Here is a 14510-nt window from a genome sequence, read left to right on the forward strand (position 1 = left end):
GAACATTTACTATTTCGCTTCTCTTCCGCTTTGATCCGGGTTTCGCTCTATATAGTATTTGATTCTTTCGGACCAGGGTTTATCTTCAAGTGGAAACACATTAGAGCGTTCCGCCCATTTATTCCACTTAGCCTCCAGCTTTTTCACTTCTTTCGGATATTGAGCGGACAGATCTTTTGTTTCAAATGGATCCGTCTTTAAATCAATTAGTTCCCATGGTTCATTCCGGCTGCCACGTACCAGTTTCCAATGATCGGAAATAATAGCGCAGGAACTTTGGTGCTCAAAGTATAATTCTCTGGGCTTTATTTTTTTCCCATTAATTGAAGGAAGTAAGCTTTTACCTGGCAAATTCTCTTTGAAATCCGAAGGATAAGTGGCTGTAGCAAGATCTATACAAGTAGGCAGTATATCAATAATATGAGCCGGTTGTCTGCAAATCTGACCTCTCATCTTATTTTTTTCAGGATCTCCATAGGATAAGATAAAAGGTGTGCTTGTACCTCCCTGAAAACATTGTGACTTATAACTTCTATAAGGGGTGTTGCTTAAGTCAGCCATAAGCTGTCCCAAATATCCGCCTTCTTTTGTTGCGCCATTATCACTTAAAAAGATAAATACGGTATTATCCAGCATCCCTTTTTGCCTGATTGTTTCCAGCAATTCACCAATTCCGCTATCCACGATTTCAATCATAGCAGCATAAGTAGCCATATCGGTAATCCATTGTTCCTGTTGTTTTCGTGTGAGTGTTTCCCAAGAAGGACGTTTTCCACCAAACTCTTTTTGGAAGACGGGATAATCCATTTCGTCCGGAATGAACTTCAACTTCTTTAATCTGTCGAAACGCTGCTTGCGCAGCACGTCATATCCCACCTTATACCGATTTATGCATTTACCCACGCGATCAGCAGGAGCCTGAAGAGGCAAGTGAGGAGCATAATGAGCCACGTACATAAACATTGGTTTGCCTGCAGGATGTTGTTTGACAAAACTTACTGCCGAATCGGTGATGGCAGTGGTGTAATAATAATCATCGGGGAATTCTGTAATTCGGGTCAGATTACTGTATACGGGAGTCGGTTTATAATAATTCCCTCCTCCGCTCAGGCAACCGTAATATTTGTCAAAACCTCTCTGGACCGGATAGCTACCGTTAGGAGCATCAAAAGCTCCATCCACTGTAACATGCCATTTGCCGCTCATATAAGTGCTGTAACCACTCGCCTTCATCACTTCGGCAATAGTAGGGATGTTTTTCGTAATCTGTCCTCTGTATCCGGGGCGATGTTCATCTACTGCCGTCATCCATCCCATGCCCGCCTCATGCTGGTAGTGCCCTGTCAGTAAAGCAGCACGGCTGGGGCAACTTCTTCCTGTATTCTTGAACAGGCTGAAGCGAACACCGTTTTCGGCAAGACTGTCGATGTTGGGGGTCCGGATTTCACTTCCGTAACAACCCAGGTCGGAAAACCCCATGTCATCACATAAAATCAATACAATGTTAGGAGGAGTATTTGTCTGGCCCTTTATACAGGTGAGCCCGGCTCCTAACAAGAATGAAGTATACAATACTCTATTCATATGATTATAATTTAAAATTGAAATAAATATGTGTTTATTCTATCCACAACAAGCCGGGGTAATTATTCAAAGTCACTCTGCTGTTTTTCTACCTCTTTTAGTTTCAGGCGGCTTAATTCCTGTTGCAGGTCAAGGACACGCTTTTCACAATCAGAAGAGACAGTAATTGCTTTTTCGTTGTTACGCCCGTCTGTTGATTGGGCTTGTGCCAGTTCCTCTTTGTCCGCTATCAGAGTATGCTCTGAAGGAAAAGTGGAAATAATCAATTCTGCCGGAACGGGAGTCTGTTTGCCTTGCCATGCCACCGATGCGCGAATCTTGATTTTTCCGGGTGTAGTGGTAGACCTTATCAGCACCGGGGCAGTTCCCCAAAGTACCGGACGGGGATTGGTAAATGTCGCTTCATCGGCAACGAGCTGCCCCTGTCCTTCAATCTCAAATTTGACTTCGTAGTCATTCAAACGTTTGATATTCCCGTCTTCATCTGCGATGGCAGCTATGACTGTCACCATGTCCGAACCGTCCGCTTTCATCTGTACTTTCTCATCGTCCGCCCAGAGCAATAATTTCGCCGGACGACGGGCAGGCGTTACTTTATGTGTAGCGACCACCTTTCCGTTCATTATTCCTTCCGCCAGGAGATAAGAATCCGCCTGTTTATTTTGTCGCGCCAGCTTTTTGTCGTGCATGACATCAAAGACGTCCTTGAACGTGATAACCGGTGAAGGCATTCCTGCTTCATTGGCCGGCTTATGATAAGTATATTGCTTGCCTCCCTTACAATAGGTCAGACGAACTTCATCGCAGTTGCTATATACTGTCACATCTTTCGGAGAGAAAGGAGTCATCGCATTGGCTATGTAAACCATCGGTCCGTTATCGGCTATCAGTTCTTTGTTGGGTCCGGCAGGACGCTGGGAACAGAACATATAATAGGACATCTTGGGCTGCCGGAAAGCATCCATGATTCCTCCGTAGAACGGATCGGGATGATAGCCTCTCTGGTGGTCGAAGGAGTGCCAGAGGCAACCACCCATATGTTGTCTGGGAGTTCTGTACAGTATATCGTAACTTGTAAGCTGATAATCATTCTTGGCATATCCCTGTGCCTGAATCAGCATAGGCACTTCTCCCCAGCCGCGATTGACCCGGCTTGGTGAATTATGAGAGTTCCAGTCGTCCACATTATCTCCCCATTCACGAGTAAAATAACTGATTTTAGGGTCTAAATCTTTGGAGTTAAAAGCCCCTCCGCCTCCATTTATCGGATGGGTAAATTGGATGGGAAAGTATTCATGTCCACGTGCTGTCACATCACATCCGGCATAACAATACGGATATGGATATTCTTCTTTGAGAACATCCAGTACGTTCTTGGCGAAATCCACCGGATACCAGGTTTCATTCAGAACCGGTTCCCACATCCATACGCAAGGATGATTACGGTCCCGGCGAACCATATTGCGGATATCACTGAATACTCTTTGGGCAAAGATCGGCTTGTCATTCCAAAACTGCCATCCCGGTGTATTGACAATTACAAAGAGTCCTAATTCATCGCAGGCATCCATAAACGCCGGATCTTGCGGATAATGGGCATTCCGGATAACACGCAATCCGGCATCACGCAACTTTTTCGCATCGCGCCAATGCAGGCTGTTGGGCAGGGCATTGCCTATTACAGCATAATCCTGATGACGATTGGCTCCTATCAGAGGGTACGGGTATGGTTTTCCATTCAACCAGAAGCCATCTTTTCCCTTGAATTCAATGCTGCGGATACCGATACGGCGGCAATATCCGTCAATGATGTTACCGGCTTTGTCTTTCACATAAACGTGCAGTTTATAAAGATAGGGAGTGTCGGGTGACCAAAGGTGAGGTTTTTCTACAGTTATTTTGCTGGAAAACTGTTTGGCATTCCCGCTATTCACTGACAGACCGGTTTCCTTGGTAAGAATACATTTATTATCCCGGTCATAGAGCTCATACATTATTTTGCCTCCAAAGGATTTTCCGGAGTTGTTGCGTATATGGGTGTCCAATTTCAACTGTGCAGACTGCTCGGACACTTTGTCGAAGGAGACAAACAGCCCGCCTCCGGCAGCCTCGTCTTCATAATTGGGATCGGTAATAAATATCCGGTTGTGGACTATCATCCAGCAATCGCGGTAAATTCCTCCACAATAAGTGAAATCCAATGCGTCCTGCGGTTTTCCGGGAGGATAATCGGGATCATCACTATTATCCGCCCATACGGCAATTACATTATCTTCTCCGTAGTTCAGGTATGGAGTGACATCAACGATTACAGGCAGATAACCACCGAAATGTTCCTTCAGCAACTTTCCGTTCACCCATATTCTGGATTTTCCCATGATAGCTTCGAAATGGAGAAATTGTTCCTTGCCCTTCCAACTCGGTTCGGGAGTAAAATGTTTCCGGTACCAGACTTCACCCTGATAATTGATGCATCCGCTGGCCTCGGTGGGGAGATAGTCTACGCCATTCGGTAATGATACGACATTCCAGGCCTTATCATTGAACCCTGGCTGTTCCGCCCCTTCGATGTTTCCTTTATGAAATCTCCAGGCGGGATTCATACTATACACCGCACGTCCTGTGTTGGGAAGTGAATAAAAGCCGGCAGTAGAGTATACCGGCTGAAAAGCTGCATAAGACGCTAATGAATGCAGTGATAAAAAGCAAATTACCAACATCCGCCATGATAAAAGAGTATGTCGCATAAATATTTAAAGTTAATCCGTTAATTTATTAATTATAAAGTTCCATCCGGCCAAGGAACAAGCTCTCCCGTATCTTTGAACGAGGGACGTTGGGCTTTCTTTTGCCGCAAATATATACTTAATTCTTTAGATAATTTTCTAACCATATCTGGATATTTGTCCACCAGGTTCTGTTTTTCCGAAATGTCTTCAGCTATATTGAACAATTCCTTCTTCTGCATGCCATAGTAGTAAATCAATTTCCAGTCTCCCTTGCGAATCGTACAACTGGCTCCGAAGCCCGGTCCCGGCTTTCCCCATCCATTCGGAAAGTTCCAATAAAGAGAACGTTTTTTTGAAGAATCGCCCGTACCTTTCAGTAAAGGAACAAAACTGACGCCGTCTATATGCTGCACGGTATGATAGCGTTTGATTTGAGCCATTTCGAGAATAGTAGGAAAAAAATCTTCAATGATCAGGTATTTGTCGGATTTGGAATTGGGAATAGTAACGTCCGGCCAATACGCTATCATAGGTTCGCGAATGCCACCTTCGTGTGCCGATCCTTTTCCGCTGCTAAGCGGCGCATTTTGTACATATAGTGGGTTTCGCCAATAAGGTTCCGATGCCAGGCCCCCATTATCCGACATGAAAAGAATGATCGTATTATCCATTAATTCATTTTTCTCCAGGTAATCCATTAAATCGCCCAGGCTTTTATCCATCCCTTCAATAAGTGCGGCATAAGCGGCATCATTGTCCGATAATCCTTTCCTTTTATATTTCTCATAGAATCTCATATCCTTCTCCAATGGTACATGGATAGCATAATGTGCCATATATAGAAAGAAAGGTTTATTTTCCCGCCTTTCTTTATCAAGGGCTTTTATTGCTTCCCGGGTTAGTGCTTCAGTCAAAAAGATATCTTTCCCATAGTACTTTTCCAGGCCGGGAACGGCAAAAGGATTTGCCGGATACCCATCGTGAGCATTTCCGAAGTACGTAATTCCCTGATATGTGCCCGGTGCCCCCGCTGCACCGCCGTTAATGTTTATATCGAATCCCAGATTCAGCGGGTTTTCACCCGGTGTAGTGCGTGCGCCAAAATGCGCTTTACCGCAATGTATCGTGTAATACCCATTGTCTTTTAATATTTGCGCCAGTGATGTTGCATATGTACAATGCTCTATTTTATCTTGTTGGCAGAATCCATTTACATTCCATTGAGGATAGATCAAACTATCATTGGGTGAATCGTTGGATTTATTACGTTCCAATGTCCAGTTAGTGACCCTATGACAGGTGCTGTTCATGCCTGTGAATAAGCTGACACGGCTGGGAGAACTGATGCTGTTGGCATAAGCCTGCGTGAACTTCATTCCTTTCATGGCAAGCCGTTCCATGTTAGGAGTCTCATAAAGTAGATTATAGGGCGTTTTTTGATTCCAAAAAGGGACAGCAGTATCTTGCCAGCCCATATCATCCACTAAAAATAAAAGGATGTTAGGACGTTTATCTGCATGTACATTAGCTACACTACCTGCAAAACAGAGGAATAATAATGAAGATAACTTTTTCATATTTGTTATTTATTAAAGAAACTGCATCTAATAAAATGAAGATGCAGTTTCTTGTTGAATATTTCTTATTTTATACCAATCGGTCCTTCATTAGCTACAGTTGGCCACCCCGGATTCTGGTAAATAACAGAAGTACTGAGATCGTTAGGGTCTGAAGCAGTAATTCTGAAATGTGTGATAGCAATCGGATCCAGATAATGTGCTTCACACCACGAATATCCGGCATCATACATCAGATTGCTTGTTTTAGTAGTACGATAAGGACATAGATACTTACCACTATTGGCATAACTTGAAACATTGGAGTTCGTTTCACCTTCCTGTACTAAAAGATTCTGCCCGTCCTTCATATACATATCTTTCAAATCAGATTCCCACAGATTGACACCTTCAATAATGTAACCCTTAACTCGGTCCAATGCTCTCCACCGTTTTAAATCCATCATACGAAGACCTTCCGCCATGAGCTCACAACGCCGTTCACGACGTATATTATACAATAAAGGAGAAACTTCTTTTCCTGCCGAATATACCGCCCAATCTCTCTCTCTGGAAAGATCCGTATTATTCACTGTCACTGCATAATCTCTCGGCAACCCGGCTCTTTCACGGAGATCTCCCCAATAACCGGCCGCTTCTGAGCTGATAGATGTACCGTTATGTTCCATACAGTCGGCTTCTATATAATTCAGATATGCCTCGGCTGCACGATATACCGGACAACCTTCGATCGCCGTATTGCCATCACGATACCAATGATCGGAAAGCCCTTTGCGAACCTGATAACCTGTTACACATTTCGCTTCTGTTATATCCAAAAGATTCGGAGCTTCCGGTAGCAAATCCGGGGTACCATTCATGATAGTCGGACTCAGTGTTTCACTGGGAGTCATCATGAAAAGTTGCAGACGCAAATCTCGGTTTTTACGTACATTCAGTAATGACCCGTCTCCTTTATATTCATCGCTTGCATAAATCGGTTTGCCGTCACGGCAAAGGAAACTCTCTACATAGTTCCGGGTATATCCTGTATTTCCTCCCACTCGAATATAATAAGGAGCCGAATGCATGATTTTATACTCAAGCAGATTGTACTGACGCCACATTAATATTTCCGAATATCCTTCCAGGTTATCTGCAGAAAATTGGGCAAAATAAGGATTGCTCATTTTATACACGTCTTCATCTGTCTTAACTATTTCATCCGTACAGTCTTTCGCTGTATTCTGTACCAGGACCGCATTGCCGATCACTTCCTTAGCTGCAGCCTTAGCCTCCTTCAGAAAAAATGCAATTTCTGTATCTATATTAAAACCCGTTATATCTTCTGTCTTTCCTGGCCACCCCGGGCCACCCGGAACTAAAGCCGTACCTTTATGATATGTCAGCCAGGAGGCTTCAAATAAAGCAGCTCTTGATTTCAATAATAAAGCCACGTTTTTGGTTATACGGTTCTTTCCACCGGGAATATTATTGCTTAACATACCGATGGCATTATCCAAGTCTTGCAAAATAAAACGAGCGACTTTATAACGTGGCTCCCTTTTACTGGCTGCGACCAAAGCCCCACTTTCGTCCGGCAATGTTTTTGTTATGATAGGAAAATCACCGAAGGTCTGTAATTTAGATAAATAATTTTTAGCACGTAAAAAATACATTTCGCCAATATAATGTTTGATATTGGCTTCCGTACCTTCTATTTCTCCTTTTTCAAAACGGGGTATTACTGTTTCAAGGAAATAATTTGCTTCACGAATAGGCGCAAAAGACCAAGGATCGTTATTAGAATTACTATAAGCTTCCGTCACTTTCCATTGACCGGGAATCCACTTATTATCATAACTGGTAGCAGCCTGATTATCGGTTGCATTATCATTTTTCCAAATACCCGCATTCCATCCGTCATGAGTCGTGAAGTTGTAATGTTTCACTGCATAGGCTGCCAAGTCACTTTCATTAAAGAAGAAGTTGTCCGGAGTCACACTATCCAAAGGTTCCTTATCCAAGAAATCATTGCAAGAAGAAAGAATAAAACTTCCTCCTGCCAACAAAAACAAATATTGAATTATCTTTTTCATACGTCATCAATTAAAAATTAACACTAAATCCTGTGGAGAAAGTACGAGACAACGGGTAAGTCTTTCCTGAAGTATATGAACCTGATCCGTATCCGGTACCGATTGTTTCCGGGTCAAATCCTTGCGGCAATCCCGTAAGTGTAAACAGGTTTTCTCCTGAGAAGAATATGCGCAGGTTGGAAATACCCATTTTAGATGTTATCCGTGCAGGTATAGTATAGCCGATCGACAAATTCTTCAATCGTACATAAGCGGCATTTTGCAAATAACGGGTCTGCGCTTGTTGGTTCTTAGCATAATTGACAGATAGTGGTCTCGGGAAATAAGCATTTGTATTAGGACTCCAGAAATCATCGCCTTCACGGAAGAAGTCAAGATGAGGAGTAAAACATGCTGATTGCCATATATCGCCTGTAGCTCCCCAGAACATATTATCACCTAACCATGCGTCACGCTTTGCAACTCCTTGGAAGAACAAACGCGCATCGAAACCTTTCCAGGACGCATTCAAATCCAGACCAAATTTGAATCGCGGAGAATTATTTCCAATAATCTTCCTATCTCCCGGGTCATTGAGAGTGGCCCCGGAGGAAATCTTACCATCGCCATTCAAATCGCGGTACATGATATCACCCGCACCCCATTTACTGCCTAAAGCATCCTGTCCGCCATTCGGTAGTGAAGCAAGATGGGCGTCCATTTCTTCCTGACTCTTGGCTACACCGATTGTTTCAAATCCCCATATATTACCGCTATATTCACCTGCATACCAAGTGTCGATTTTACCCGTCTTATTAGGATACCTCAAAATCTTCTGGCGGTCATCCGAAAGTAACAGATGGACTCCATAATTAAATCCTCTGATTTGGTCCCTCCATCCTAAATCCAGTTCAAAACCGGTAGACTGCATATCGGCATTGTTCACTTTAGGAACATTCGCTCCCAGAGTCACAGGAAGTTCGGGAGCCGGTCCCACCATATTAATGGTTTTCCTATTAAACCAGTCAAGGCTTACAGTCAAGCGGTTGCTCAACAATCCCAAATCGAAACCAATATTCCATGACCGCATGGTTTCCCAGCCTAATAACGCCGAGATTAAATCCGGTGCATTCGCCGTGTTGGGACGCTTGTTTTCAATCAGCCAATTAGAGTTAGGATCTTCAGCAACAAATTTCATCAACTGGATATACGGATATAGATTTGTCGTATTCTGATTGCCAAGCTCTCCCCAAGAGCCACGGACTTTCAAATTATTGATAACATCGTTATAAGGTTCCATAAATACCTCACGCGCCACATTCCATCCGGCAGAGAACGATGGAAATAAGTTCCAGCGCTTATTCCTTGCAAAACGTGAAGTTCCGTCATAACGAAGATTCATCTCGAACAAATAACGTTCTTTATAGTCGTAATTAAGTCGACCGAAGAAGCCGGCTGTAGCCCAATGAGTCAGTTGGGATGCATCAATAGTAGATTTTCCTGTGGCAGCATTTATGTTAGGAATAGATTCTGATATTAAATCCTGCTTCGTAGCCCTCAGCTGTCTCCATTTACTCAATTCAGCCTGAAATCCTGCCATCACTTTTACATGATGTGCTTCAACAAAAGTTCTGCTATACTCACTATAAACATTTGTATTGAAATAATTGGTACGTTCAGCGTTTTCTGTAACTTTCGATGTTTGCCATGTACTACCTAAATAAGGTTCACCGGCTACATTCATTTGTGGTACCTTTAAATAATCTGTATGGGAAAAATCATCGATCACTTTATAATTAATCTCTCCGAAAATTTTCCAGTTCTTGACAGGCTCCACCACTATCTGAAATTGTTGGTATAACCAGTCAGTCTGCGAGTTATTGTCACCTCCATAGAGAATAGGCCGGATGATTGTATTACCCATTGGATATCCATTAGGATCTACAGTAGGTTCCATCGGCCAACGTTTGGAAATATTCTGATAAAGAGTATTATCGGTCATGGCAGTAGGTTTGGAATAATCCTTTCTCATGTATTTCATACTATAATTCATATGAAGCCAGGGAAAAAGTTCTGCATTAATCTTTCCCGTCACCGAGTAACGCTGCAATTGATCACGACGGATAGCCATCATGCCTTCCTGCCCCATGTAATTTCCCGAAAAATAATACTGTATTTTCTCCGTTCCGCCACTAACACTCAGCGAATGCTCCTGTGAAAATGCCGTTCCTCCGAATACTACATCATACCAATCCGTATCCGTATTGCCGATCCAGTCCCAAATAGTAGGGGTATTCCTATTAGGCTGAGTAGTAGTGGTAATCACTCCCGATGCATAATCTTTGATAGCTTGAAGGCGGGTATCATCAAACTGTACTGCCGTTACACCGTCATTCCGCTGCATAGTATTGAAATACATAGCATATGTGTATGCATCTGCCACATGCGGCAGATTGATAGCCTGCGACCAACGAAAACTGTTATTGTAATTAACGGTTGCCTTCCCGGCTTTTCCTTTCTTAGTTGTTATCAGCACTACCCCGAAAGGTGCACGCGAACCATAGATAGATGAGGCGGCAGCGTCTTTCAGAACTGATATGCTTTCAATATCATTCGGATTCAGCATATTCATATTTCCTTCCATACCATCGATCAGGATTAACGGAGCCGCATTGGAACCAGCGCCGATAGTACCTGTTCCACGAATATTGACCTTCATGTCCGCACCTATCTCACCGCCATTGCCATCGGAAGCATAGGAAAAATTCATTCCCGGAACCAATCCCTGTAAAGCCTGGCTTACGTTGGAAACCGGACGCGACAATAATTCATCAGCATTTACCGTAGATACAGAACCGGTCAAATTCACTTTCTTTTGTGTACCGAAACCTACGACCACGACTTCATCCAATATTTGCATATCCTCTTTCAGAATAATCGACAAAACTTTGTCACCTTGCGCCTTCACAGTCTGAGATACATAACCTACATAAGAAACTGTGATAGTAGTGTTAGGCGAAGAGACATCCAGAGTGAAATTTCCGTTCAGATCTGTTATCACGCCGTTTTTAGTGCTATTCTCCATAACAGTAGCTCCAATCACCGGATCGCCGGATATGTCCGTCACCTTTCCCTTTATATGTATTGTCTGTTTTACGGAAGATGTATCCGGTATCTTCGTGGACAATATTATTTTCTTGTTATTTATAACATATTTTACATTAGTATTTTTAAACACCTCATTCAATATAGTAAAGATGTTATTGTACCCGGTTGATATTGATACCCGGCGGTTAATATCAACATGACTATCATTATAAAAAAAACTAAATTCAGATTGTGACTCAATTTGGGAAAGTACTTCTTTTACAGTCTGATTTTTTGCTTCCACATTGATTATAGTGCGTTGGGCATAACTGTCGCTGGCACATAGTAAACCAACAAAACAAAAAGAAAACACAAAAAGCAATTTCATAGTTAATGGAAATTTTTTCCAAACGGCAGGCATGGGATTATCCGCCCATAATTGTTGGACATAGTTGTTTTTCTTCATATCTTTGCATGAATTAAAGTTAAGAAATAATTTATTCTGTTTGCGCGCAAACAGTTTAAAGGCTTTCACATACAGGCAGATGTTGGCGCATCATGCCTGTATGTCTTTTTAATTAAGGAGGCTTGTAATGTTTCATAATAGTATCAAATTTAGTTAAACACAAGGGTTCTTTCTAATATATCTCTATAACCCGCTTCTTCTGATCGTTATCTTTTGCCTTAATGACCCGCCAACGAATGCATGATGAAATTTTAAAGTTTTCCAAGATTTCGTCTACATATTGATCTGTAAACATACCGGTGAATGTATATTTGTCATACTTAGAAGTATTTACTATAAAGTCTACATTATAACGTTTCCCCAGCATGCGTAATGCATCCCTCATAGGAGTTCGGTCAAATATCATTTTCATATCTTTCCACGACAATTCTGATTCTCCATTCGTACTCTTTAATAAAATTTCTTCGTTCTTCTTGTTATAAATGGTTTTCTGTCCCGGCTTCATTGTCACTTTACGTTTAGTACCTGCCTGCTGATATATAAATTCTACTTTACCTTCTATCAACGTTGTAGTGACTTCATCCATATTGCCGAATGCTTCCAGATTAAAACGTGTACCCAAAACTTCCACTTTAGAATTTTGAAGCGTTGAAACAATGAATTTGCGAGTGGAATCCTTAGTCACATCAAAATAAGCTTCACCATCCAGACTTACTTCACGAATATCACCAGTAAAAGCTGAAGGATACTTCAAAACTGAACCAGAATTCAAATACACCAAAGTACTGTCCGGTAATCTAAATGAGGTAATCATCCCAGGCTGTGTACGGATTTCGTATAATTGGGTACGGATAGGCGCAGCTGATCCCGATTGATAGAGCAAAATAAAAATAGTAATTGTCATCGGTATAAGTAAAAACACGGCTACGCGCTGCATCCAACTCCACCAGGGAATATGATACTTGCTTCCCTGCATATGCCCTTTCACCTTGGTTAACTCTTCATTCAAATCTATATTTTCAGCGACTTGCTGTGCGTCGGTCATAAGAAGAAGAGTATAAATGTCAATAGCCTTCTTTTTATTCCCATCTGACGACTTGATCCAGGCTTCTATTTCCCGTACTTCATCTGCTGTCGCTTTACCATCATAATAGCTAATGAGCAAGTCTTCTATATTCGAATAATCCATTTCCATGATAAATTTATTAAAGAGACAACCGGGAAATAAAAAATACTAAACTCATTTTCATAATTAACATTACTTAATATTAATAAACTTTATAATTAATAACAGTTATTGTATGTATTTAAAATACAAGCATTATCATTGCAGACATGGAACACAGCAATGAAGATGCATATTTATTAATTGCACTGAGAAAAGGAGAAGTAATAGCTTTCGATAGTATATTTAAAAAGTACTACCCAATTCTTTGCGCATATGGGAATAGGTTTGTAGATAATGAAGAGTCAAAAGAAATAGCCGGAGACGCAATTTTGTGGTTGTGGGAACATCGCCAGACACTCCAGGTTGAAACTTCATTAGGTCGATATTTACTCAAATCGGTATATCACAGGTCACTCAACTGCATTAAGCAGAAAAATTTGAAAAATCAAGCTGATACCATATTTTATGAAGAAATGGAAAAGCTAATACATGGTGTAGAAGCATTTCAATTTCAAGAGCTTTCCAGACGGATAAAAGAAGCCATAGATGGCTTACCAACTTCTTATCGGGAGGCTTTTCTTATGCATCGTTTTACCAAAAAGAGTTATAAAGAAATTGCTGAGATTTCCGGAGTTTCAATAAAAACCATTGCTTACCGCATACAACAGGCAACAAAGTTTCTTCGTGAGGATCTTGCAGATTTACTAATCACCACCCTCGTTTGTGTATTGACAATCATCCGTTAGCTATTGAATTAGTTTTTCCTCAGTTGCTGAAAAAGAATTCTTAGAGTAAAAAATTACTATCAGAGAAGTCCCCTTCCAACAAAAGTAGAAAACATTTTAACAGAGGAAAGTCTTGGTTCTTGATTTTTCTCGTTTGCAAATGCAGCAGAAACAATATTTACCCCATACTCAATCTCTTTCCGGGTAATTAGCAGAAGAGGGACTTCTGATTCTGCCAAGTTTCTACCAATGAAGAATGATATTGTTTTTTGTTCTTCTTTTGGCATATTGTCTATCACCAGAGGAAGTCTTTTCATAAAAAGATTTATGGTATGGGTTATGTATTCCTTTGTAGGAAAGTGAAAGATTCCTCATCTTTTTTATTCAATCCTAATCATATTACCCAAATTATAATTAAATTTGTCTGAAACCTTAAAGACATACATCCATGGAGCTAACCAATTATATACCAGTTAATACCACAGAAAAATAGATTTGATAATCAAAGAACTTTTGGAAGAGAATCTACTAAACAATAAAGTTTTCCAATTAAGAGTCATGAATATGATTAATAAATATAAGATACAACTCTATTTCCTTGAACAACTGACTGAACTAAGGAAAATTAAACAGGTCACGCAAAAGAAAAAGGAAGCAGTATGCCAAGAGGAAAAGGAACTAATACGCCAAAAGAATTTTTTAGTTCCCAATCCAAACGATTCCTATAGCCGAAAGAAATTCAAGAATATAGCTGGAATGACTATCGGAGACATTGCCAAAGCATATAATGTAAAAGTAAACGATATATTGGAACTCATCAAAACAAAAAATCCGTATACAAATTCATGTTTATCCACTTCCAAGTTGGAAATAAGAGATTTATTTATCAATAGATCTTACTTTAAAGGAATAATTTCCAATTATTTATCATTCAAAGCACAATGCAAAATACAGAATAACAGTTTTAAAGGTTCTTCTTCAAATTTGGTGGTAAGGGAAGTGTAAGCCCTCGTTTATAGTTGACAAAAAAGCAAGTATCCCGACTTTCCCCCGAAGAGTCCATCCATGAGGTGAAGAAGCGAATTTTAGAATAAACCATCTGAAAATCAATATCTTT

9 protein-coding genes are annotated in these 14510 nt (G+C 41.1%); 2 read left to right on the forward strand and 7 right to left on the reverse strand.

Translation table 11 applies throughout. The features are described from left to right. Window positions 1-9: 9 nt before the first annotated feature. From JZY04_RS12810 to JZY04_RS12835, 6 genes are all read right to left on the reverse strand, one after another. Window positions 10-1584, reverse strand: coding sequence for an arylsulfatase (locus tag JZY04_RS12810; protein ID WP_122143375.1), 1575 nt, complete (start codon window positions 1582-1584; stop codon window positions 10-12). Window positions 1585-1646: 62 nt separating this feature from the next. Beyond that, window positions 1647-4304: a glycoside hydrolase family 2 TIM barrel-domain containing protein gene (locus tag JZY04_RS12815; RefSeq protein WP_370635122.1), complete on the reverse strand. Its 2658-nt coding sequence runs from the start codon at window positions 4302-4304 to the stop codon at window positions 1647-1649. Window positions 4305-4363: 59 nt separating this feature from the next. Then, complete coding sequence (locus JZY04_RS12820; RefSeq protein ID WP_122143377.1) at window positions 4364-5890, reverse strand: sulfatase; 1527 nt, start codon at window positions 5888-5890, stop codon at window positions 4364-4366. Window positions 5891-5955: 65 nt separating this feature from the next. Then, window positions 5956-7968, reverse strand: coding sequence for a RagB/SusD family nutrient uptake outer membrane protein (locus JZY04_RS12825; RefSeq protein ID WP_122143378.1), 2013 nt, complete (start codon window positions 7966-7968; stop codon window positions 5956-5958). A gap of 10 nt (window positions 7969-7978) precedes the next feature. Next, on the reverse strand, window positions 7979-11500 hold the full coding sequence (locus JZY04_RS12830) for a TonB-dependent receptor (protein ID WP_122143379.1): 3522 nt from the start codon (window positions 11498-11500) through the stop codon (window positions 7979-7981). A gap of 172 nt (window positions 11501-11672) precedes the next feature. Next, the gene (locus tag JZY04_RS12835; protein ID WP_250703743.1) at window positions 11673-12695 is read right to left on the reverse strand and encodes a FecR family protein; all 1023 of its coding nucleotides are present in this window, start codon (window positions 12693-12695) and stop codon (window positions 11673-11675) included. A 140-nt stretch (window positions 12696-12835) separates the two neighbouring features. Between JZY04_RS12835 and JZY04_RS12840 the strand changes: the two genes are divergently transcribed. Continuing rightward, window positions 12836-13414 carry an RNA polymerase sigma-70 factor gene (locus JZY04_RS12840; protein WP_032536709.1) on the forward strand — a complete coding sequence of 193 codons (579 nt, stop codon included), beginning with the start codon at window positions 12836-12838 and terminating at the stop codon, window positions 13412-13414. Window positions 13415-13473: 59 nt separating this feature from the next. On the opposite strand, the gene JZY04_RS12845 is transcribed toward JZY04_RS12840, so the two are convergent. Beyond that, a complete protein-coding gene (locus JZY04_RS12845) occupies window positions 13474-13710 on the reverse strand; it encodes a hypothetical protein (protein WP_005805556.1) in 237 nt (78 codons plus the stop codon). Window positions 13711-13957: 247 nt separating this feature from the next. Here JZY04_RS12845 and JZY04_RS12850 point away from each other — a divergent pair, with 247 nt between their 5' ends. Then, complete coding sequence (locus JZY04_RS12850) at window positions 13958-14398, forward strand: hypothetical protein (protein ID WP_122143386.1); 441 nt, start codon at window positions 13958-13960, stop codon at window positions 14396-14398. Window positions 14399-14510: the final 112 nt, after the last annotated feature.

The sequence above is a fragment of the Bacteroides sp. 11BF genome (genome assembly GCF_019633765.1).
Taxonomy (GTDB): domain Bacteria; phylum Bacteroidota; class Bacteroidia; order Bacteroidales; family Bacteroidaceae; genus Bacteroides; species Bacteroides hominis.